Source organism: Solibacillus sp. FSL K6-1554, from assembly GCF_038005185.1.
GTDB lineage: Bacteria > Bacillota > Bacilli > Bacillales_A > Planococcaceae > Solibacillus > Solibacillus silvestris.
In genome coordinates, this window is sequence record NZ_JBBOSS010000001.1 from 1284405 (window position 1) to 1304683 (window position 20279).

The following is a 20279-nucleotide window of genomic DNA, read 5'->3' on the forward strand; positions in this document are numbered from 1 at the left end:
AAATTTATGAATAAGCTCTGCTAGGATGAATGCAGCTATTTCAACTGTTTATGCTACCTGTATAAAAATTTGTATAAATAAAGTTACTCTAAAAAGAGACTAACGCTGTTACATCAAAGTTAGTCTTTTTATTTGTACTCCAAAACTTTGATTTGGGAACGTTATTATATTGTAACTCCAAGCAACTCAAGATTTATTTAAATTATAATTCATTTTAATTTTTGAAAGCAATCGATGAAAGAAATAAAGTTCCCCAAACGTCGTTTGGTAGCATTAATTATTGCCCAACCCTAAGCTGATTTGTTTAGTTCCTTTAAAACCGTTTCCTAGGCCTGTCTAAAGCATAAAATTTGATTTTGGGTATAAAGGAAATTAATATATAGAAATATCGGAAAGTATCGATATTCTTTCGTTCGATTAATTTATACGCATTCCAAGCAAAATAGATACTAATAAAATCAGAAAGAGGCGGGCAGCGTTGAATCGTGAATCAAATCTGATAAATGACGAACAGGCAGTTGAAATATTCAAGGCTCTGTCAAATCAAATAAGAGTAAATATTCTGCTAATGTTGAAAGAACCTGATAATAATTTTTCTCCGCAGGCCCATGTCATCAAAGAAAAGGGCTTTGATGGCGGGGTTTGTGTTAGTGATATTCACAGCAAAGTAGGATTATCACAGTCCACTACCTCCCAGTATTTATCTATCCTATTGCAAAGCGGACTGGTGGAAATGAAACGAATCGGACAATGGACTTATTATCGACGGAATGAGGAAACGATTAAACAGTTTGAAAAGTATATAAGCTTAAAAATATAACCTTTAAGGAGGACCAAGAGTGAGTTTTCAACATCATCATGCCTATAATAGCATGTACCAGAAAGACAAAATGACACTCGGATTTGTCCTTCCGACTGCCAGGATGTCTAAAAATCCAATTATGGAAAATCAGCTGGAGCTGGCCAGTAAAATTGAGGAATATGGCTTTGCTTCATTATGGCTCCGTGATATTACAATACAGAATTTGAATGTTGATGATAACGGCCAAATGTACGATTTATGGATTTATTTAACGTATCTTGCAGCCTATACGAAGCACATTGCGTTAGTGACAGGAAGTGTAGTTCTCCCTTTGCGCCACCCCGTCAGGGTAGCCAAGGAAGCTGCATCAATCGATCGATTATTTCCAGGTCGATTGATTATGGGAGTGGCATCAGGGGACAGGGAAAAAGATTTTACAGCTTTAGGGATATCTAAGCAAGAAAGTGGTCAACTATTTAAGGGAAATTTCGAAATTCTCGAACGTCTGTTAAAGGAGGATCAACCGACAATCCACACCCCCGCTGGACTGATCGATGGCACAGATATGAGGTTATTCCCAAAGCCTGTATCTTCGATTCCGACCATGGTGACCGGATTTAGCAATCAATCTATAAATTGGATAGCCGGGAATGGTGATGGGTGGCTTCAATACCCAAGAAGCATTATTCAACAGGCACAGCTTATCCAGGATTATCGTGCTTTAACTGAAGTTCATGCTCCGGGAGAGTTTAAACCCTTCTCTCAAAGCTTGTTTATCAATTTATTGGAAAATCCCGATGAAATGCCAGTCTCCATACCCTTAGGCTATTCCGTGGGAAGAAACCGTTTAATTGATCTGCTTCATCAATTTCACGAGATTGGTGTCAACCATTTGGCGTTTGTTCTTTATTTTTCCAAGCGCCCTCCAGAGGAAGTAATCCAGGAACTTGGAGAATTTGTTTTACCCCACTTTCCAACCCATAAAGGTGCTGGCCAGCTTTAATTAAATTGTATAAAAGGAGGATGAATGATGACAAAGAAAATAGAACTTTCAGTACTAGATTCCTCCCCCTATTGTCGGGGGGATCAGCCGAACTTTCCCTTTAAAACACGCTTAATCTAGCAAAGAAAACAGAGCAGTGGGGATATAAACGGTTTTGGCTTGCTGAACATCATAATTGGGCAGGAATGGCGAGCTCAATTTTTGCTCAAGCTGCATTAAATTAAACAGTGTCTAGTCTAATAAAGGATGTATTTTCTGCAGATATTAAATCAGTTAAATCAATGTGATTTAGATTTAGGCAATAAAAGAAGACAAAGAATACAACCTGTAAATTCATTTATAGGATTGAAACGAAATTTTAAAGGAAGAAGATGAGCATATGCCTGAAAATGATACAAAACAAATTACGGAAATTCCATTCTCGGTCCTGGATCTGTCTCCAATTACAGATGGAAGTACGCCGGCAGACTCTTTTCGCAATACTTTGGAGCTAGCCCAGCTCGCTGAAAAGCTGGGGTATAACCGATATTGGCTCGCTGAGCATCATAATATGCCGTTTATTGCCAGCTCTGCAACATCGGTAGTCATTTCCCATGTTGCAGCAGGTACATCAAAAATCCGGGTAGGTTCAGGCGGTATTATGCTGCCGAATCATGCACCTCTTGTTATTGCTGAGCAATTTGGGACTCTGGAAACATTATTTCCAGGACGTATTGATCTTGGCTTGGGCCGTGCACCAGGCACTGATCAGCTTACTGCACGTGCATTAAGACGGGACTTGAGAAGTTCAGGAGAAGATTTCCCTGAGCAGCTGGCTGAGCTCCGGAATTACTTTGCCCCTTCCCTGGCACAAGGACATAATCATGTTAAAGCAATTCCGGGTGAGGGATTGAACATACCTATTTGGCTGTTAGGTTCGAGCGGATACAGTGCCCAGCTGGCGGGAGAGCTTGGACTGCCGTTTGCATTTGCGAGCCATTTCTCGCCGCATAACACACTGCCGGCTATCCAGCTGTACCGCCGTTCGTTTAAGCCTTCTAAAATTCTGGATAAGCCGCATGCAATGGTAGGACTAAACATCATTGCGGCCGATACAGATCAGGAAGCTGAGCGGCTCGCTACAACTTTGCAACAGCAGTTCTTGAATTTGATGCGCGGGAAGGAAGTCCCATTGCAGCCGCCAGTGGATAATATTAATAGTTTAGCGAGAGACTATGAAATAGCTGCCCTTGAGAATCAATTAGGAACTTCGATTGTCGGCAGTCCTTTAACCGTAAAAGAAAAGCTGGAAAAATTTCTGGATGAAAGTCAAGCCGATGAAATCATGGCAATCGCCCAGGTTTACGATCATAAGGCACGCCTCCATTCCTATGAAATATTGGCAGAAATTACTCAGCTAAAATAGGTCAAAACTGGCCGATCCTTATGGCAAGCTTTTAAGGTATTCTGTAATTTTTTTGTATAGAATATAAAAAAGTTCTTGTCAAAGAAATTTTGTAGTCTATGTAAACCATTTGCAAAACCCTTTAACAAACTTGATGTAAACAAAAGGAGAAAAAAAGATGAATCCAAAATGATCAAAGAGAACTGGCTATTTCTGATAAAATGTGGGAGTACTATACTGGCATCCCTGGCTGGCTTCCTATTATATATGGAGTTTACTTTTCTAATCCCATCTCTGCTTCCTTGAATTGTTCTACAAAAAATGGGAATCGTGATGATAATTGTCCTTGCTCAGCAAGTATAAAAATATAGTTTATACTAAAAAAGGCGGAACATTTTAAAGGGAAACCATCTTAGTGGTTTCCCTTCTTTATTGAGTATTAGAGTAAAATCTGATGCCACCCTTATGCAACAATTGGGCGCTTTTCTTGAATGAACTGCACCCCAAATGTTAGACACAAATCTATCATTTGGAGGTGCTTTTTATATGACAAGGATTACTTTTGAACAAAAACTGGATACGATTTATCGTGTTGAAAAAGGTGATGAAGGTATTACTTCAATTGCTAAATCACTTAATTTTACTAATACTGAATTGATACATTTCTGGATTGGAAAATATCATCTTCATGGACCAGAATCCTTAAAAAAGAGCTATACACGTTATTCTGTTGAAGATAAACTATATATACTCAATTATATGAACGAGAATAGGTTGTCTGATATAGAGACTGCAGTTCATTTTAATTTACCTACTCCAGGTACAATAAGAAAGTGGCGAATTAGTCTTCAAAACGTAAGTGTAGATACCCTAGTTCTTAAGGAAAAGGGGCATAAAAAGTTACTATACGGATACTGTTTTAACCGTATCATAGATTTGTATAATGATTTTAATGCTGATAAAAATCGACTGATTGTGTTAGGACTCTTGTTAGTTAAATTTACAAAACGAAAGGTGTCTTGTGTCTTTATCACGAATCTTACACTTCATTTCATGCATCAAATAATCTTCAACCACAACACGTATTTTCTCTTCTGAATCATTCCATTGCACTCTGTTTCCTTGATAGTTACTTTCTTTCTCCAACCATTTAAAAAACGGAAGGAAACAATTCAAATATGATATTGCAGAGCTTTTATCAATTCTCCCTAAACAATCATGATAATAATCCGTCAAAGGAATAAATGGCTGGTTATCTTTAAAGACAAGTAACTGATATTTACTCTCAATATGCTTCGGACAATACTCAAACCAATACAATTATTCTCCCCCCTTATATAAGAATGTATGTTCCTACATTAATATCTTTCTTAGTCATTGTAAAGTGTTTAACCTTTTAACAAATGTACATGAAAAAGTTAATAAAAATAAAAAGCACATTACTAAAATTGCTATAATAATGTGCATTTTTATTTAATGTGTAACATTTTAAAAGAAACACTACTGAATAAGATTTAATGTACCATTACTTGTACTTAATCTTACAGAGTATGGGGGCTTTTTTGTTTGGGCGGGGGATGAATAAGGGGAATTAGTTCCCGTCCCTCAACTAAGTGAGGTTGGGACAGAAGTAGAAATTTCATTAAATAAGGAGAAAATCCTTATTAAGAAACGGATACTTTATAAAATTGATTGGAATGGAGGGCGAGTGTTCGTGCTGACGGTTTCACCTTTCGCACTGTGAAAACATTAGCTGACGGCTACGCCTTTCGCTACAAGCAAGCTTCCTGCGGGAATAGCACGACGCCTGAGACTACAGGCTCAGGCCGTGCCCGCGGAAAGCGTCCCGGAATGGAAATCAATTTTTAAGCATAGCAAAAACTTGCCACTTTTCTATTGGAGAAAAGTGGCAAGTTTGAATTATGTCCCAAATTCTTATTACCTTTATAGTAAAGAATCCGTTATATTGCGGTATGCCGGTACATAGTCGTGCAAGAACTTGGCAACCGTTTGCTCATAATCACCTGGGTTATCATTGAATGATTTCGCATGCTCTCCTTTTTCAAACAGTTTCAGCATTTTAGGTTCAGGTTTTTGTTCGTACAGTTCTTCGGTCATAGAGGAAGGAATGAAATCATCCGGTGTACTGTGAATAAAGAGGACAGGTTTTTGAATGTGTTTCACTGCATCAATCGGCATCACTTCTTTAACAGAATAGCCATCGCGAATCCGCATGAAAAAGTCGGCAAAAGGGAGTGTATATTTCGAATCAATTGGTACAACACTTTCAAAAATCCGCTTTAATAGTTCTGGGAAGTTTGAAAAAGCACAGTCGGAAACATAGAAATCTGCATTATCGGCCAGCGTACCTGCATAGAGCAGGGTTGTAGCCGCACCCATTGATTCTCCGTGAATACCTAGCAGGGCGTCTTCACCGGTAATAGTTCGGATTGTCTCAACTGCTGCCTGTAAATCGTATTTTTCATAATGGCCGTAACTTGTTGTTTTCCCTTGTGATTCTCCGTGACGGCGATGATCGTACACAAATGCATTAAAACCAAGACGTTCAAACATACGGGCATAGCGCATCGAGTTGATTTTATTTTCTGTGACACCATGACAGATAATCACTGTATTTTTCGTTTCCAGAGGTTTTAAATAGATGCCGCTTATTGTATAGCCATTTGGGGAATCAATCGTTAAAATTTCTTTTGGACAGCCTTCAAACCATGCTTCGTCAAAGCGTTTTGCCGCTATTTCACGTTCACGGATGAAAGCATCGTCCTTTTTCTTTATATACATAATGTGATTTGTCATCACGACACCAGTGATCGTTGTAGCAGCTGCCAGCAGCGTTGTTACAATACTGCCAGATAAAAACAGTGTACGTTTTTTCATGAAAATCACTCCTTAATTAATTTAATATTTGATGAATTATTGTGATAAATCAACTAATATGTATCTATTTACTATTGGAAACTTTTGTGTGAAAAATACGAAATATTTGATAAAATCTTTGTAAGCTCATTTGCTCACAAAGGGACCATTCACAATAAAGGGGGATATATTCATGACAGAAGTTGTAATAGTAAGTGCAGTACGTACGCCAATTGGTGCTTTTCAGGGGGCATTAAAAGATATTTCAGCTCCGACTTTAGGGAGTATCGTAATAAAAGAAGCGTTAAATCGGGTTCAATTAGATCCGACGACAGTTGATGAGGTGATTATGGGGAATGTTCTCGCAGCAGGTTTAGGTCAAAACCCGGCAAGACAGGCAAGTATTCAGGCTGGTCTTCCATACACCGTTCCAGCGATGACAATTAATAAAGTATGTGGTTCAGGCTTAAAGGCCGTTCATTTAGCAGCACAAGCAATCATTGCCGGGGATGCAGATGTTGTTGTCGCTGGAGGCTTTGAAAATATGAGTCAAGCACCATATATTATGCGAAATGCAAGAGAAGGTTTCCGCATGGGCGATCAAAAAATTGTCGATACATTAATTCAGGATGGCTTATGGTGTGCATTTAATGATTATCATATGGGGATCACTGCTGAAAACCTGTGTGATCAATATAACATTTCGCGTCAGGAACAGGATGAATTTGCAGCACGATCACAGGCTCGTGCATCTGAGGCGATTTCTGCAAATAAATTTGCTGAAGAAATTGTACCGGTAGAAATTCCTCAACGTAAAGGGGATCCGATTCTATTTACACAAGATGAATATGTGAAACATGGAACAACAGCAGAAAAATTAAGCGGATTACGACCTGCTTTCAAGAAAGAAGGTTCGGTTACTGCAGGGAACGCTTCAGGTATTAACGACGGAGCTGCAGCGGTTGTTGTTATGTCAAAGCAGCGGGCTTTTGAATTAGGCCTTACACCACTGGCTACAATCGTCGCAAATGCGAGCGCTGGGGTTGATCCTTCTGTGATGGGGATCGGACCGGTAACAGCGGTCAAAAAAGTCTTGGCGAAAGCGAATGTAACATTGGATGAAATGGATTTAATTGAAGCGAATGAAGCGTTTGCAGCACAGGCGATTGCAGTTGATCGCGAATTGGCGTTCAATCATGATAAACTAAATGTAAATGGCGGGGCAATTGCTCTTGGTCACCCAATTGGGGCAAGCGGAACACGTATTTTAGTTACTTTGTTACATGAAATGCAAAAACAAGATGCAAAATTAGGTCTTGCAACTTTATGTATTGGTGGGGGACAGGGTGTTGCAACAATTGTACAACGCTAAAATTAATTGTAGGTGAAAATAATGGCAAAAAAGAAACAGCAAAGAACGACGAATGAATTCGAGCTTCCAAAGGATAAGGCGGTAACATTGGCCGATCAGCTAGGCGGCGATGTATTGGCCAAGCTAAAGGCAGCGAAGCAGGAAATGGTGGCAGACGAAAAGGCGAAAGAGGAAGAACGTCTGGCAAAAGCAGCATTCGAACGCAAACAACGCGAAAAAAATATGAGCTTTGAAGAACTGTTAAATCAATACGGTGATAAAGGTTCAAAATTTTAACGGTTATCCGAAACGGCCCGATAGAAGCTTAATATATTTGTAAGATGTTGAGAAAGAACAAAGATTTTATTAGATAAGGAGATAATCCTTATTAAGAAACGGATATTTTATAAAATTGATTGGAATGGAGGGCGAGTGTAGCTGACGGCTACGCCTTTCGCTACAAGCAAAGCTTCCTGCGGGAATAGCGTGACGCCTGAGACTAGGAACAAAAGCTAAGAACGCCACCTCCTGTGGCAACGCTTTTGTGACCAACATCCTGTTGGCCTCACGCCCGCGGAAAGCGTCCCGGAATGGAAATCAATTTTTAAGCACAGCAAAAAGCCATTTTTCTCCCGGAGAAAAATGGCTTTTGTTTATGTCCTACCTACTTTTTTAAATACAACAAGAATAAGTTTTGCCAACACTAACAATGTCAGTGCGCCACATGCATCGAGTACGACATCTTCAACGAGGCCGCTGCGACCCGGAATCGTACTTTGGCGGTATTCATCGAGACTTGCGATCAGTATGGTAGTAATAAAGGCAAGCAATACTGCAAAGCGCCATTTCAGTTTCCGATACAAAATATAGACTATAACCGCTAATAAACCGTAGCCGAAAAAATGCGTTGCTTTCCGAATAAGAAATTCAAGGAATTGAAAGTAGCCGCGAGTTTCGACTGATATAATTTTTCCCCAATAAGGAATTTCAAATTGACTTAACCATGCTTCAAATGGCTTGTCTTTTAAAAGGTCTTTTAACGCCGGAATAATCGTTTGCTGTTCATAGCTCATATTGGACATGACAATGACCACCATTACCCCGACAATGACGAGAGCGATCCATTTTTTCATCTATGCTCAGTGTAACGGTCGGTTTTCGTCCATTTGTCGATCTCCGAAATATTTTGCAGCAATTGCGCTTTTTCATAGGCATCCAGATTTTGTTTCAGTTGTGTAAGTGTACGCGCACCGATGACTGTTGAAGCAACCGTTGGATACTGTAAATTGAAAGCGAGGGCTGCTGCATGAACATCGCCGAATTGCTGTTCGATTTTCTGCAATACATCGTTTGCATCCGCTTCATCGTAACTCATAAAGGGCTTTAAGCGTGTGCGCCATTCATTTGTCAGCAAGCCTTTTGCAATTGATCCGCGTGTTACGACAGAAGCGCCAGTCTGTTGAATCGAATCGAAGAATTCACTTGCACGTTCATCAAAAATATTAAACTGCATCATATTGCTGATTGCATCACTGTTTTGCAGAAATGGCATGAACACATTCGGCCGGATGGAGGAAATGCCATATTCGCGAATAAGTCCTTCTTTTTTCAGGCTTTCAAATGTGTCGGTAATTTCTTCCCAGTTATCTTCAGTCGTTCCTCCATGTAGCTGGTAAAGGTCCAGGTAATCGGTCTGTAGACGCTGCAGACTGTCACGTAAAGCTTTATTAATATAATTTGCGGACGTATCCCAGCCCCATCCTTCCTTTCCTTCTTCCCAACGATTTCCGACTTTTGATGCCAGGTAAATATTGTGGCGGTGTTGTTTCAGTGCAGTGCCAACAACTTTTTCATTTTCTCCTTTATTATACAGGTCTGCGGTATCAAAATAATTAATGCCTGCATCAATTGCAGCATGAATGACCTCTTCTGCTTCTGCTGGATTTGGAGGTAATGACATACAGCCTAGACTAATTTCAGAAATATGAAGATTGCTTGTACCTAATTGTCGTTTTTTCATCTTAATTTCCTCCCTGGTTCAATATTTTAGAAAAGCTCTTACTAATGGTACAATGAATAGAAGCAAGAGAACAAGTGGAGGCATGGTCATGAAAAAATTTGAAGAAAAAACAATTCAATCCCAACCCATTTATTCCGGGAAGGTTATTTCATTAAAAGTAGACGATGTATCGCTTCCGAACGGTGAAACAGGGAAGCGCGAAATTATTAATCATCCAGGTGCAGTTGCAGTAATTGCCATCACAGAAAACAATAAAATTTTACTTGTGGAGCAATACCGTAAAGCTCTTGAACGTTCCATTATAGAGATTCCTGCCGGTAAGCTGGAAAAAGGGGAGGAGCCTATTGTAACGGCTCGCCGTGAGCTGGAGGAAGAAACGGGGTATACGTCTGATCATTTCGAATTTGTTCAGGCTTTCGCAACTTCACCGGGATTTGCGGATGAAATTATTCATATTTACGTAGCCGAAAAGTTAAAAAAATTAGACATTCCGGTTGATTTGGATGAAGATGAATTTGTAGAGTTAATGGAAGTATCGCTGGAAGAAGCTGAAGCGATGGTTGCGGACGGCCGTATTTACGATGCCAAAACGGCTTTTGCGATTTTATGGTTGAAGTTAAAAATGAATATTTAAATCAATAATTGTTTACGCATAAGGACAATTTATGTGCATAAGTTGTATGGACAAGGAGGCGTCCAAATGCGTAAATATCTATATATTCAATATACTTCGATGATTGTCGTATGTTTCATTTGTGGTGTGGTATGTTATCAGTTATTCGATATTGGACAAGTGCAGCAAATTATTAAATATAGTGATCGTAGACTGCTCCAAATGGAAAAACCTGAATTGCTTTGGAGTGTAGTTCCTTTCATAGTTGCCTTAAGTATTGTATTATTCTTTTCGACACATAAATATTTGCCGCGTATCGGCCTTATTTTTATTGCGATTAAAGTAACATTTTTAGGCTTTAGCTCGGTCTATTTACTCGTACAGCATGAATCTATTAAACTCTATGCATTTTGGTGGTTTCCGTTTCAGTTAATATATTGTGTATTGTTAATTATGCTTTACCAAATAACAACTAAAACTACGAATAGACGAGCATTGAAAACGGTGATGCCATGGAAAAAGGTAATTTTCCTTATAGTGGTGATGATAATTGTTTTTGCAGTCGAATATTTAGCAATTACTTATTTATTTAAATAATCATTATCTTGTAATGAGATTTACTCATTTGGTATAATGAAAAGAGTTTAGGAGGGCGTCACATATGGAGAGCCGTATTGATCGAATTAAAAAGCAACTGCATAGTGCGAGCTATAAGCTGACGCCACAGCGAGAAGCAACAGTAGCGGTTTTATTGGAGCATGAGGAAGATCATTTAAGTGCTGAGGATGTTTACTTATTAGTAAAAGAAAAGGCACCAGAGATTGGACTAGCTACTGTATACCGTACACTGGAGCTTTTAACAGAGCTGAAAATTGTCGATAAAATTAATTTTGGTGATGGTGTATCCCGTTATGATTTACGTCAAGAGGGCGCGAAGCATTTCCATCATCATTTAGTTTGTATCGAATGTGGCGCAGTAGATGAAATTCAAGAAGATTTACTAGAAGATGTAGAAGAAATTGTGGAGAAACGTTGGAACTTTATTATCAAAGATCACCGTCTGACATTCCATGGCATCTGCTGGCGTTGTCATGACAATAATGACAACTCTGGAGACAGCGATGCATAATCTATAATCAAAAAAAGAGCAGTGTATATAGCTGTTCTTTTTTTGTGTGTAAAAATAGAATTGAAGAATTCTATGTTCACTGGCTCGTTCGTGGAATAGACAAGAGAAATCCAATTAGTTCTCAGCAGACAGTAAAAAAACTCCATTTCCCTCATTTAAGGAAAATGGAGTTTTTAATATTTTTATTTATTTCCCAGGATGATGGGCAACAATCAGGACCTTACCGGCATCCAGATCATTCTTTGCTGATGCATGTTCACTTTCGCCTACACCAATATCAGCAAGCTGGTGGTGCAGATCTTCAGGAGTACTTTGGAAGAAGTTTTTGATCGATGCCAGGAATCCTTTGTCATCTTCCGTTGTTTCAGGCGTTTTGCTTGCATCCACATTGAAAAAGTCTGCAATGTCTTCTGCACGCTTGTTGCTGTTTGCGAAAACATGAATATGATCGCGATCATAGCCCTCGGTAATAAATGATTCGATTACTGATTTTGCTTGCACACCGTTTTCTACTGATTTGATAATTGCCATATATATACACTCTCCTTTTGTATGAATACTTATTGTATTCCCGAAGCTCTTACAATTAAAACGTTACGAGATTCATACTGTCGTATTAAACTTTCAGGAGAATGTGCATACAGATGAAAATTATCTTGGATACAGGTTACTGTTCAATAAGATCATGCACTTTTTTGATCTCTAAAAATTGTAGCTGATGGCCATCAATTTCATGGATCTTAAATGCATAGTTTTCAAATATAAATGTATCTTCAATATTCAGGTCAGGCATGTTTGTGAAGTACCAGCCGCCGATTGTATCAACATTCGCGTCTTCGATGTCCAGAAAGAGCAATTTAGAAATATCTTCAAGCAATACTTTCGAGTAGACTAAATAATGGTCTTCACCGATTTTCCGAATATCTGAAACTTCATCATCGTCAAACTCATCACGGATTTCACCAACAAGTTCTTCCAATATATCTTCAACGGTAATCATGCCGCTCGTACCACCGTATTCATCGAGCAAAATGGCAATGTGAATACGTTTTTTCTGCATAATCTGAAGTAAACTTTGAATAGGCGTTGTTTCAATTGTATGGATAACTGGATTGATGAAGTCTTCAAGCTTAAATGTTACCGGGTCAATCCTGTTATTCATACCAAGTGTTAAAAAATCTTTAATATTTAAAAAACCTAATATATTATCGCGGTCCCCATTGTAAACCGGGTAGCGGGTATAGCGTTCCTCTGAAACTTGTGTTAACACTTCCTCGAACGTTGCAGTTACATCGAAACCGATAATATCTGTTCGGGGAACCATAATTTCACGTGCGATTTTATCGTCGAATTCAAACACATTGTTTACATATTTTAATTCATTGACATTAATTTCGCCGGATTTGTAGCTCTCCGATAGAAGCAGGCGCAATTCCTCTTCAGTATGTGAGAGTTCATGTTCGCTCGCTGGTCGCATACCGAACAATTTTAATAATAAACGTGCAGAACCATTTAATAGCCAGATTAAAGGGAACATAAGCTTATAGAATAATTGAATAGGCTTTGCGAATGCCAGTGTAATAGCTTCTGCTCTTTGAATAGCAATCGTTTTAGGTGCAAGTTCACCTACTACTACGTGGAAGAATGTCGCTAAAAAGAATGCGCCACCTAATGTAAACCAATGAATATATTCTGTGCCAATTCCGATCGATTCGAACAGTGGGTGAAGTATAAACTCAAATGTGGATTCACCGACCATACCGATTCCTAGTGCTGTTACCGTAATACCTAATTGACAGGCCGATAAATATTCATCAAGGTGGGTTGTTACATTTTTAGCTGAAATGGAACCGGCTTTACCTTCAGCTACAAGTTGGTCAATACGGGATTGACGTACTTTTACGATCGCAAATTCCGTTGCAACGAAAAAGGCAGTAAAAGCGATTAAAACCGAGAAAATAATTAAGTTAATGATTGTGGTCAAACGAGCGTCCTACTCACGAAGTAGAACGTTCACCTCCTAGTTATTTAAAATTAATAATAGTGATTGCATGAGTGCAACACTTTCAGGCGACACTTTTTTTCGAAGCTTCTGCCGCTCTTTGTCATCTAAATGCTCCATTAATACCGTTACATCATGTTCAAGCTTACGCATTTGCAATCGAATATCCTGAATATCAATTTCTTCGGGTTCTTCTTTAGAAGGGCCAAGTAAGCTGTGAATCTCTTCAAGGCACTTGCCAAGCTTCTTCTGCTCTTCAATCCAGTGTATACGCTCAATCATCTCTTTATCATAATAGCGATAATTGGATGCCGAACGTTCAACTTTTAGAAGGCCCAAATTCGTATAATAATCAATAGTTCGTTTTGTTACACCTGTTGCTGCAGCAAGCTCTCCGATTTTTAGTTTGTCGATCCCAAATTATCACCTCTATCTGTCACGTTTTACTTTCAAGAATACCGCAAATAGTACATTTTGTAAATGGAAGCTATTACATATGAACAGTGTGTTTTATTGAAAAAATGGATCATCGAAGGATAAAACATCACTTCAATTGTACGAAAATGGTAATATAGATGTATAGAATGCAAGAGGGGCGATTTTTATGCAAGCTTTAAAAGATTCAATAGAAGATTATCTACATTTTATTAAAGTGGAACGGCAGCTTTCTGATAATACACTACAATCCTATAAGCGTGATTTAGTCGCATATGCCCGTCACATCCATTATGAACAGCAGATTATGGAATTTGATAACGTTATGCGCGAACATATTTTGCTTTATTTGGACAGCTTACGTTCTGTAGGGAAGTCATCGAAGACGATTTCAAGACAAATTTCATCGATTCGTTCCTTTCATCAGTTTTTATTGAGGGAAAAGGTGACAAATCAAGATCCTACCGTTCATTTGGAAATGCCTAAAAAAGAACTGTCCTTACCAAAAGTATTATCAATAGAAGAAATTGATGCACTTTTGACAGCACCGTCCGTTGAAAAACCACAGGGCACGCGGGATATAGCGATTTTGGAAATGATGTATGGTTCCGGTATGCGTATAAGCGAACTGATTGACCTGAACTTGGAGGATGTTCATTTGACGATGGGCTTTGTCCGTGTGTTTGGTAAAGGCGGTAAAGAGCGGATTATTCCACTCGGTCGAAGTGCGATTCAGGCATGTATCAATTATTTGGAACAGGCGCGGCCTCAGCTTTTAGGTGATGCATTAAAAAATGATGCGTTTTTCATTACACAGAGAGGGAAAAGATTTACAAGACAAGGCTGCTGGAAGATCATTAAAGAGCATGCAGCTACAGCAGGTATTTCCAAAGAGATTACACCGCATGTTCTGCGTCATTCCTTTGCGACACATCTGATAGAAAACGGGGCAGATCTACGTGCAGTACAGGAGCTTTTAGGACACGCAGATATATCGACGACCCAGATTTATACACATGTAAGCAAAACTCGTTTATCGGAAGTATATAAACAATTCCATCCGCGTGCTTAAAAACCGCATAAACGCGTAAGACTAATGGGAAGCTTACTTTTTTCTATTAAAAATAATTCTTTCTGAAATCGGATGTCTGACCTTTACTTTATTTAGACGTTTTATGTAAAATAGAATGAAAGAAGAGGAGTTGAAAGCATTATGCAACCGTTTAAAAAAATACATGTAATTGTAATGGACTCTGTTGGTATCGGTGAAGCACCGGATGCCGATAAATTTGGCGATGCTGGCTCAAATACATTAGGACATATCGCAGAAAAAATGAATGGCTTAAATATGCCGAATATGGAGAAATTGGGTTTATCGAATATTCGTGAACTTAAAGGGATTAATAAAACTGAAGAACCGGCTGCATTTTACGGCATGATGCAAGAAGCATCTGTTGGTAAAGATACAATGACGGGTCACTGGGAGATTATGGGGCTTAACATCGATACGCCGTTTAAAGTATATCCTGAAGGCTTTCCTGAAGAACTGATTTCTAAGTTGGAAGCTGCAACTGGCCGCAAAGTGCTTTGTAATTTACCGTACAGTGGAACCGCTGTCATTGACGATTACGGTCCGGAACATATGGAAACAGGTGCAATTATTGTGTATACATCGGCAGACCCGGTTATGCAAATTGCAGCACATGAAGAAATTATTCCAGTAGAAGAACTTTATAAAATTTGTGAAATTGCACGTGAACTAACGTTGGACGCTGAATTTTTAGTAGGTCGTGTCATTGCCCGTCCGTTCGTTGGCCAACCAGGCAATTTTACGCGTACATCAAACCGTCATGACTATGCATTAACGCCATTTGGACGCACAACAATGGCTGAAATGAAGGACTCGAATCTTGATGTCATTGCAATCGGTAAAATCTCGGACATCTTTAATGGTGACGGGGTAACAGAAGCGATCCGTACGAAAGACAACACGGACGGTATGGATAAGATGGCGGAAGTTGTTCGTCGTGATTTCCATGGCATTAGCTTCTTGAACCTAGTGGACTTCGATGCGAATTTTGGACACCGACGTGATCCAATTGGCTATGGTCAAGCATTGGAAGAATTTGACCGTCGTTTACCGGAAGTTCTGGATGCTTTGTCAGCAGATGATTTGCTGATTATTACGGCAGATCACGGGAACGACCCGACATTCCCTGGTACAGACCATACACGTGAATACGTACCATTAATTGTTTACTCACCGCGCTTTACAGCTGGGGCAGAATTAGAGTTACGTGAAACATTTGCGGATATTGCAGCAACAATTGCAGATAATTTTAATATTGCGGCACCGCAGTTCGGAAAAAGCTTTTTAGCAGAGCTGAAATAAGGAGGATTTTCCACATGAGAATGGTAGATATTATTGAAAAAAAACGTAACGGCGAAGAGTTGACAACTGCTGAAATTCGCTTCTTTGTAGAAGGATATACGGATGGCACGATTCCTGATTATCAGGCAAGTGCGTTATGTATGGCTATTTACTTTCAGGATATGACAGATCGCGAACGCGCGGATTTAACAATGGCAATGGTTGAGTCTGGTGATCAAATAGACCTTTCTTCAATTGCTGGTGTAAAAGTAGACAAGCATTCAACAGGCGGAGTTGGCGATACAACGACATTACCATTAACTGCAATGGTAGCAGCTGTCGGTGTTCCGGTAGCAAAAATGAGTGGTCGCGGTTTAGGTCATACAGGAGGTACGATCGATAAGCTTGAGGCGATTGAAGGTTTCCACGTTGAGTTATCAAGTGAAGAGTTTTCAAAACAGGTTAATGATATCGGAATGGCTGTTATTGGTCAATCAGGCAACTTAACACCAGCAGATAAAAAGCTTTATGCGCTACGTGACGTTACAGGAACAGTTTCAAGCATTCCGCTAATTGCCGGTTCAATCATGTCGAAGAAAATTGCTGCAGGTGCAGATGCGATTGTCCTCGATGTTAAAACTGGTGACGGCGCATTTATGAAAACAGTTGAAGATTCAATTAAATTGGCTGAAGCGATGGTGAAAATCGGAAACAGCGTTGGTCGTAAAACAATGGCGATTATTTCTGATATGAGTCAACCTTTAGGATATGCAATCGGAAATGCCCTTGAAGTTCAGGAAGCAATCGATACATTAAAAGGTAAAGGTCCAGCTGATTTAAATGAACTTTGCTATACATTAGGCTCTCAAATGGTTGTTGTTGGCGGAAAAGCAAAAACAATCGAAGAAGCTCGAAAAATGTTGGAAGAAGTTGTTGCAAGCGGAGCAGCATTGGAAGTACTGAAAAAATTCATCACTGCTCAAGGTGGGGATGCTTCAGTCGTTGATGACCCATCTCGTTTACCTCAGGCTAAATTCAAATTTGATGTGCCGGCGAAACAGGCGGGCTATATTTCAAAAATTGAAGCGGATGATATCGGAACAGCTGCAATGCTTCTTGGCGCAGGTCGAGCTACGAAAGAATCTGAAATTGACTTAGCGGTAGGACTTGTCCTACATAAAAAAGTAGGCGATGAAGTCAAAGAAGGCGAATCGCTTATGACAATTCATGCTAATACAGAAAATGTCGACGCAGTATTGGAAAAGATTTATGCACATATATTCATTTCTGCAGAAAAAGTCGAAGCTCCAAAATTAATCGAAGCAATTATTACACAATAACAAAAATTTTGAGTCTTTCACAGTCCGGGATGGATTGTGGAAGACTTTTTTGTCCTTTAAATATTCTACAAATATGTTAAACTAAGAGTTGTATTACTGCTTAAGGTAATAAAAATTCTGTTTTATGAATATTTATAAGAAGAAGGGATACTATGAGAGTTAAGTGGTATGGAAGGTTTGAAGGCTATTCATTTGCCCATTTCAAAAAGGATCTGTTATCTGGAACGATTGTCGGGATTATTGCTGTACCGTTAGCGATGAGTTTTGCTATAGCTTCTGGGGTCAAACCGGAATATGGAATTTACACAGCAATTATCGCAGGGATTTTAATTTCCTTACTAGGGGGTTCAAAATTTCAGATCGGCGGTCCGACAGGTGCGTTCGTTCCGATTTTGCTTGGGATTGTACTCGTTTACGGGTATGAAAACTTGCTCATCGCAGGTTTGATGGCAGGGATTATGCTGTTGCTGATGGGGATTTTTAAGTTGGGTTCACTGATTAAATTTATCCCGAGACCGGTTACTGTCGGTTTTACTGCCGGAATTGCCGTCATTATTTTTACTGGACAAATCGGAAATTTTTTAGGATTAACGAATATGGAGCAGCATGAGAAGTTCCATATGAACGTTTATGAAATCGCTTCCAATATTGATACCGTTAATTTTTATAGTTTACTTGTTGCAATGATAAGTTTCGCATTGATACTTATGGCACCGAAAGTTTTACCGAAAGTACCGGGTGCTCTTATAGGAATTATTGTGTCATCCGTTGTGACGGTTCTTTTTTTACAGGGGCATGTTGCAACAATTGGCTCCACGTATGGTGCAATACCGAATACACTGCCACAATTCCACATACCGGAAGTTACATTTGAACGTATTTACATGCTTATCGGACCAGCATTTGTTATTGCAATGCTCGGTGGGATTGAATCACTGTTATCAGCGGTTGTTGCAGATGGGATGACGAACAGCAAACATAACAGTAACCGGGAATTGATCGGGCAGGGGGTTGCCAATATTGTTACACCGTTTTTTGGAGGGATACCTGCTACCGGGGCGATTGCCCGAACAGCTACGAATATTAAATCCGGTGCCGTGTCGCCATTGTCAGGGGTAATCCATGGGATCTTCGTTTTAATCACACTATTGTTGCTCGCACCATTAGCGGTACATATTCCACTTGCGAGTTTAGCGCCTGTCCTCATGATGGTCGCCTGGAATATGAGCGAACGACACCATTTTGTACACATATTGAAATTAAAATCCGGTGATTCGCTTGTACTATGTATTACCTTTTTATTGACAGTATTTATGAGTTTAACGGTTGCCGTAATGGCCGGACTTATTTTGGCGGTGATTCTTTTTGCGAAAAGTATGAGCGATAGCCTTACTGTTTCCAAAGTGCTGCCGAACTTGAAGAACGACAATGGAAAGGTGCATCCTCACATCGTAGCGGATTTACATGAGTGTCCACAAATCAGTATATATACAATAGAAGGTCCTCTTTTCTTTGGCGCTGCCGAAAAGTTTGAACAGACGATGCTGAAGACGATACAGGAAAATCCGAAAGTATTTATCCTCCGTATGCGAAAAGTGCCGTATATCGATTCGACAGGGGAAGAATATTTCCGCAATATCCTTCAAAATATAAAGGCATCTGGCGGAATCGTTTTCTTAACAAATGTTCAGCCAGGATTAGAGCAAATGCTTAAACGAAGCGGATTGTATAATTTAATGGAAGAAGAACATTTTTATCATACGACAAATGAGGCGATTTCAGCAGCATTCCAGTATATCCAGCTAAATAAATGTATTGGATGCACTCATTATGAGTTAGAGGAATGCCGGTTGCTGTCTAATGGAGTGCCCCTGCCAGAGCAGGAATTGCTTGTACAGAAGAAATTGACCGAAGCAACAATATAGCGTGTATAAAATAATGAAAAAGCACAAATAATAAGAGACTGAATGGAAAGCTAAAAACTTTCTGTTCAGTCTCTTTTTTCATGTTTGAAATGATTAAAAATAGAACGCGCTACCTATACTGAATTTAGTTGTCGCAGGAGCACTACTTTTAACGAATGAGCACTAGTTTTGTCAGTTAGATAGGATAATTTCTGAACTTGCCGAATTTGCATGCAAGAAGGAGGCGATGTAGGTGAACTTTAATTTAACGATGTATCCAAATGATGTATTGATTGTCCAACTATTTGGCGAACTGGATCATCATGAAACAGAAAAAGTGAGAACACATATATCGAAAGCTATTTTACAAGGAAATGTAAAATTACTCGTTTGGAATTTAGAGCATTTGCATTTTATGGACAGTTCCGGAATTGGTTTAGTGCTTGGGAGAATGCGAGAACTCCGAGCTGTCGATGGACAAACAATTTTGTTAAATCCGTCAAAAACGATGCAGAAAATATTCCAGTATTCCGGTTTAGGAAATCTTATACAATTTGCATCTGAACAGCAAGTTATTTCACACAGCGAGGGGGATTGTCAATGGATAACGAAATGACGCTAACTTTTTTGGCGCGCAGTGAAAATGAAGGGTTGGCACGTATTGCCGTTACAAGCTTTATGGCACAACTCGATCCGACAATTGAAGAGCTATCGGAATGTAAAACAATCGTATCAGAAGCTGTATCGAATGCCATCATCCATGGTTATGCCGATAATCCGCATGGCATTATTACGGTTTATGCGGTTCGTTACGGTTCGGAAGTAAGTGTGACAATTAAAGATGAAGGTTGCGGAATTGAAGATATTGAACAGGCACGTGAGCCATTATTTACAACAAAGCCGGATCTAGAGCGTTCCGGAATGGGCTTTACAATTATGGAAAGTTTTTCGGATTTCCTACAAGTAGAATCCGTACTAGGAAAAGGTACAGTCGTAACATTCACAAAACAAATTTTGCCAATAGGGACACTCGTGACATAACGAAATA

At 39.4% G+C, this 20279-nt stretch carries 21 protein-coding genes; 14 read left to right on the plus strand and 7 right to left on the minus strand.

Going from position 1 to position 20279, the window contains the following annotated elements:
* Positions 1 to 496 precede the first annotated feature (496 nt).
* From MHB58_RS06150 to MHB58_RS06160, 3 genes are all read left to right on the plus strand, one after another.
* Positions 497 to 820, plus strand: a complete 324-nt coding sequence (locus MHB58_RS06150; RefSeq protein WP_041865902.1) for an ArsR/SmtB family transcription factor — start codon at positions 497 to 499, stop codon at positions 818 to 820.
* Positions 821 to 839: 19 nt separating this feature from the next.
* Positions 840 to 1805: a TIGR03571 family LLM class oxidoreductase gene (locus MHB58_RS06155; RefSeq protein ID WP_340734866.1), complete on the plus strand. Its 966-nt coding sequence runs from the start codon at positions 840 to 842 to the stop codon at positions 1803 to 1805.
* A 379-nt stretch (positions 1806 to 2184) separates the two neighbouring features.
* On the plus strand, positions 2185 to 3210 hold the full coding sequence (locus MHB58_RS06160) for an LLM class flavin-dependent oxidoreductase (protein WP_014824360.1): 1026 nt from the start codon (positions 2185 to 2187) through the stop codon (positions 3208 to 3210).
* Positions 3211 to 4179: 969 nt separating this feature from the next.
* Here MHB58_RS06160 and MHB58_RS06165 read toward each other — a convergent pair.
* Both MHB58_RS06165 and MHB58_RS06170 read right to left on the minus strand, forming a co-directional pair.
* Positions 4180 to 4509, minus strand: a complete 330-nt coding sequence (locus MHB58_RS06165) for a hypothetical protein (RefSeq protein WP_197494740.1) — start codon at positions 4507 to 4509, stop codon at positions 4180 to 4182.
* Positions 4510 to 5133: 624 nt separating this feature from the next.
* The gene (locus MHB58_RS06170) at positions 5134 to 6087 is read right to left on the minus strand and encodes an alpha/beta hydrolase (protein WP_014824359.1); all 954 of its coding nucleotides are present in this window, start codon (positions 6085 to 6087) and stop codon (positions 5134 to 5136) included.
* A gap of 172 nt (positions 6088 to 6259) precedes the next feature.
* On the opposite strand from MHB58_RS06170, the gene MHB58_RS06175 reads away from it, so the two are divergent.
* Entirely contained in the window at positions 6260 to 7438 is a 1179-nt protein-coding gene (locus MHB58_RS06175; RefSeq protein ID WP_014824358.1) for an acetyl-CoA C-acetyltransferase, read from the plus strand.
* A gap of 21 nt (positions 7439 to 7459) precedes the next feature.
* Positions 7460 to 7714 (plus strand): YqkE family protein, encoded by a 255-nt coding sequence (locus MHB58_RS06180; RefSeq protein ID WP_014824357.1) that lies wholly within the window; start codon positions 7460 to 7462, stop codon positions 7712 to 7714.
* A 356-nt stretch (positions 7715 to 8070) separates the two neighbouring features.
* Here MHB58_RS06180 and MHB58_RS06185 read toward each other — a convergent pair whose 3' ends face one another.
* On the minus strand, positions 8071 to 8550 hold the full coding sequence (locus MHB58_RS06185; protein ID WP_041865772.1) for a VanZ family protein: 480 nt from the start codon (positions 8548 to 8550) through the stop codon (positions 8071 to 8073).
* On the minus strand, positions 8547 to 9437 hold the full coding sequence (locus MHB58_RS06190; protein WP_014824355.1) for an aldo/keto reductase: 891 nt from the start codon (positions 9435 to 9437) through the stop codon (positions 8547 to 8549). The genes MHB58_RS06185 and MHB58_RS06190 overlap by 4 nt, the downstream gene beginning before the upstream one ends.
* A gap of 88 nt (positions 9438 to 9525) precedes the next feature.
* Between MHB58_RS06190 and MHB58_RS06195 the strand changes: the two genes are divergently transcribed.
* The 3 genes from MHB58_RS06195 (at position 9526) to fur (ending at position 11179) form a co-directional block, all read left to right on the plus strand.
* On the plus strand, positions 9526 to 10071 hold the full coding sequence (locus MHB58_RS06195) for an NUDIX domain-containing protein (RefSeq protein WP_014824354.1): 546 nt from the start codon (positions 9526 to 9528) through the stop codon (positions 10069 to 10071).
* A 66-nt stretch (positions 10072 to 10137) separates the two neighbouring features.
* On the plus strand, positions 10138 to 10647 hold the full coding sequence (locus tag MHB58_RS06200; protein WP_008408069.1) for a hypothetical protein: 510 nt from the start codon (positions 10138 to 10140) through the stop codon (positions 10645 to 10647).
* Between the two features lie 64 nt (positions 10648 to 10711).
* Positions 10712 to 11179: a ferric iron uptake transcriptional regulator gene (gene fur, locus MHB58_RS06205; RefSeq protein WP_008408071.1), complete on the plus strand. Its 468-nt coding sequence runs from the start codon at positions 10712 to 10714 to the stop codon at positions 11177 to 11179.
* A gap of 186 nt (positions 11180 to 11365) precedes the next feature.
* Here fur and MHB58_RS06210 read toward each other — a convergent pair whose 3' ends face one another.
* The 3 genes from MHB58_RS06210 to MHB58_RS06220 form a co-directional block, all read right to left on the minus strand.
* Positions 11366 to 11710, minus strand: a complete 345-nt coding sequence (locus MHB58_RS06210) for a general stress protein (protein WP_008408074.1) — start codon at positions 11708 to 11710, stop codon at positions 11366 to 11368.
* Between the two features lie 136 nt (positions 11711 to 11846).
* Positions 11847 to 13163, minus strand: coding sequence for a hemolysin family protein (locus MHB58_RS06215; protein WP_339264075.1), 1317 nt, complete (start codon positions 13161 to 13163; stop codon positions 11847 to 11849).
* A gap of 36 nt (positions 13164 to 13199) precedes the next feature.
* Positions 13200 to 13595 (minus strand): MerR family transcriptional regulator, encoded by a 396-nt coding sequence (locus MHB58_RS06220; protein WP_306460343.1) that lies wholly within the window; start codon positions 13593 to 13595, stop codon positions 13200 to 13202.
* A 190-nt stretch (positions 13596 to 13785) separates the two neighbouring features.
* On the opposite strand from MHB58_RS06220, the gene xerD reads away from it, so the two are divergent.
* The 6 genes from xerD (at position 13786) to spoIIAB (ending at position 20272) form a co-directional block, all read left to right on the plus strand.
* The gene (xerD, locus tag MHB58_RS06225) at positions 13786 to 14688 is read left to right on the plus strand and encodes a site-specific tyrosine recombinase XerD (protein WP_014824352.1); all 903 of its coding nucleotides are present in this window, start codon (positions 13786 to 13788) and stop codon (positions 14686 to 14688) included.
* Between the two features lie 141 nt (positions 14689 to 14829).
* A complete protein-coding gene (gene deoB / locus MHB58_RS06230) occupies positions 14830 to 16008 on the plus strand; it encodes a phosphopentomutase (RefSeq protein WP_014824351.1) in 1179 nt (392 codons plus the stop codon).
* A gap of 14 nt (positions 16009 to 16022) precedes the next feature.
* Positions 16023 to 17327: a pyrimidine-nucleoside phosphorylase gene (locus tag MHB58_RS06235; RefSeq protein ID WP_008408081.1), complete on the plus strand. Its 1305-nt coding sequence runs from the start codon at positions 16023 to 16025 to the stop codon at positions 17325 to 17327.
* Between the two features lie 152 nt (positions 17328 to 17479).
* Entirely contained in the window at positions 17480 to 19252 is a 1773-nt protein-coding gene (locus MHB58_RS06240) for a SulP family inorganic anion transporter (RefSeq protein WP_340734867.1), read from the plus strand.
* A 232-nt stretch (positions 19253 to 19484) separates the two neighbouring features.
* Positions 19485 to 19847 carry an anti-sigma F factor antagonist gene (gene spoIIAA, locus MHB58_RS06245; protein WP_008408083.1) on the plus strand — a complete coding sequence of 121 codons (363 nt, stop codon included), beginning with the start codon at positions 19485 to 19487 and terminating at the stop codon, positions 19845 to 19847.
* Positions 19832 to 20272 carry an anti-sigma F factor gene (gene spoIIAB, locus MHB58_RS06250; RefSeq protein WP_008408084.1) on the plus strand — a complete coding sequence of 147 codons (441 nt, stop codon included), beginning with the start codon at positions 19832 to 19834 and terminating at the stop codon, positions 20270 to 20272. Before spoIIAA ends, spoIIAB begins: the two co-directional genes overlap by 16 nt.
* Positions 20273 to 20279 lie beyond the last annotated feature (7 nt).

What these genes read in the sequence shown, in the direction of transcription:
- MHB58_RS06170 (WP_014824359.1), bottom strand. Translation starts at nt 6,087, where the DNA reads ATGAAAAAACGTACACTGTTTTTATCTGGCAGTATTGTAACAACGCTG.
- MHB58_RS06210 (WP_008408074.1), bottom strand. Translation starts at nt 11,710, where the DNA reads ATGGCAATTATCAAATCAGTAGAAAACGGTGTGCAAGCAAAATCAGTA.
- fur (WP_008408071.1), top strand. Translation starts at nt 10,712, where the DNA reads ATGGAGAGCCGTATTGATCGAATTAAAAAGCAACTGCATAGTGCGAGC.
- MHB58_RS06180 (WP_014824357.1), top strand. Translation starts at nt 7,460, where the DNA reads ATGGCAAAAAAGAAACAGCAAAGAACGACGAATGAATTCGAGCTTCCA.
- MHB58_RS06175 (WP_014824358.1), top strand. Translation starts at nt 6,260, where the DNA reads ATGACAGAAGTTGTAATAGTAAGTGCAGTACGTACGCCAATTGGTGCT.
- MHB58_RS06195 (WP_014824354.1), top strand. Translation starts at nt 9,526, where the DNA reads ATGAAAAAATTTGAAGAAAAAACAATTCAATCCCAACCCATTTATTCC.
- deoB (WP_014824351.1), top strand. Translation starts at nt 14,830, where the DNA reads ATGCAACCGTTTAAAAAAATACATGTAATTGTAATGGACTCTGTTGGT.
- xerD (WP_014824352.1), top strand. Translation starts at nt 13,786, where the DNA reads ATGCAAGCTTTAAAAGATTCAATAGAAGATTATCTACATTTTATTAAA.
- MHB58_RS06185 (WP_041865772.1), bottom strand. Translation starts at nt 8,550, where the DNA reads ATGAAAAAATGGATCGCTCTCGTCATTGTCGGGGTAATGGTGGTCATT.
- MHB58_RS06200 (WP_008408069.1), top strand. Translation starts at nt 10,138, where the DNA reads ATGCGTAAATATCTATATATTCAATATACTTCGATGATTGTCGTATGT.
- MHB58_RS06240 (WP_340734867.1), top strand. Translation starts at nt 17,480, where the DNA reads ATGAGAGTTAAGTGGTATGGAAGGTTTGAAGGCTATTCATTTGCCCAT.
- MHB58_RS06190 (WP_014824355.1), bottom strand. Translation starts at nt 9,437, where the DNA reads ATGAAAAAACGACAATTAGGTACAAGCAATCTTCATATTTCTGAAATT.
- MHB58_RS06160 (WP_014824360.1), top strand. Translation starts at nt 2,185, where the DNA reads ATGCCTGAAAATGATACAAAACAAATTACGGAAATTCCATTCTCGGTC.
- MHB58_RS06235 (WP_008408081.1), top strand. Translation starts at nt 16,023, where the DNA reads ATGAGAATGGTAGATATTATTGAAAAAAAACGTAACGGCGAAGAGTTG.
- spoIIAB (WP_008408084.1), top strand. Translation starts at nt 19,832, where the DNA reads ATGGATAACGAAATGACGCTAACTTTTTTGGCGCGCAGTGAAAATGAA.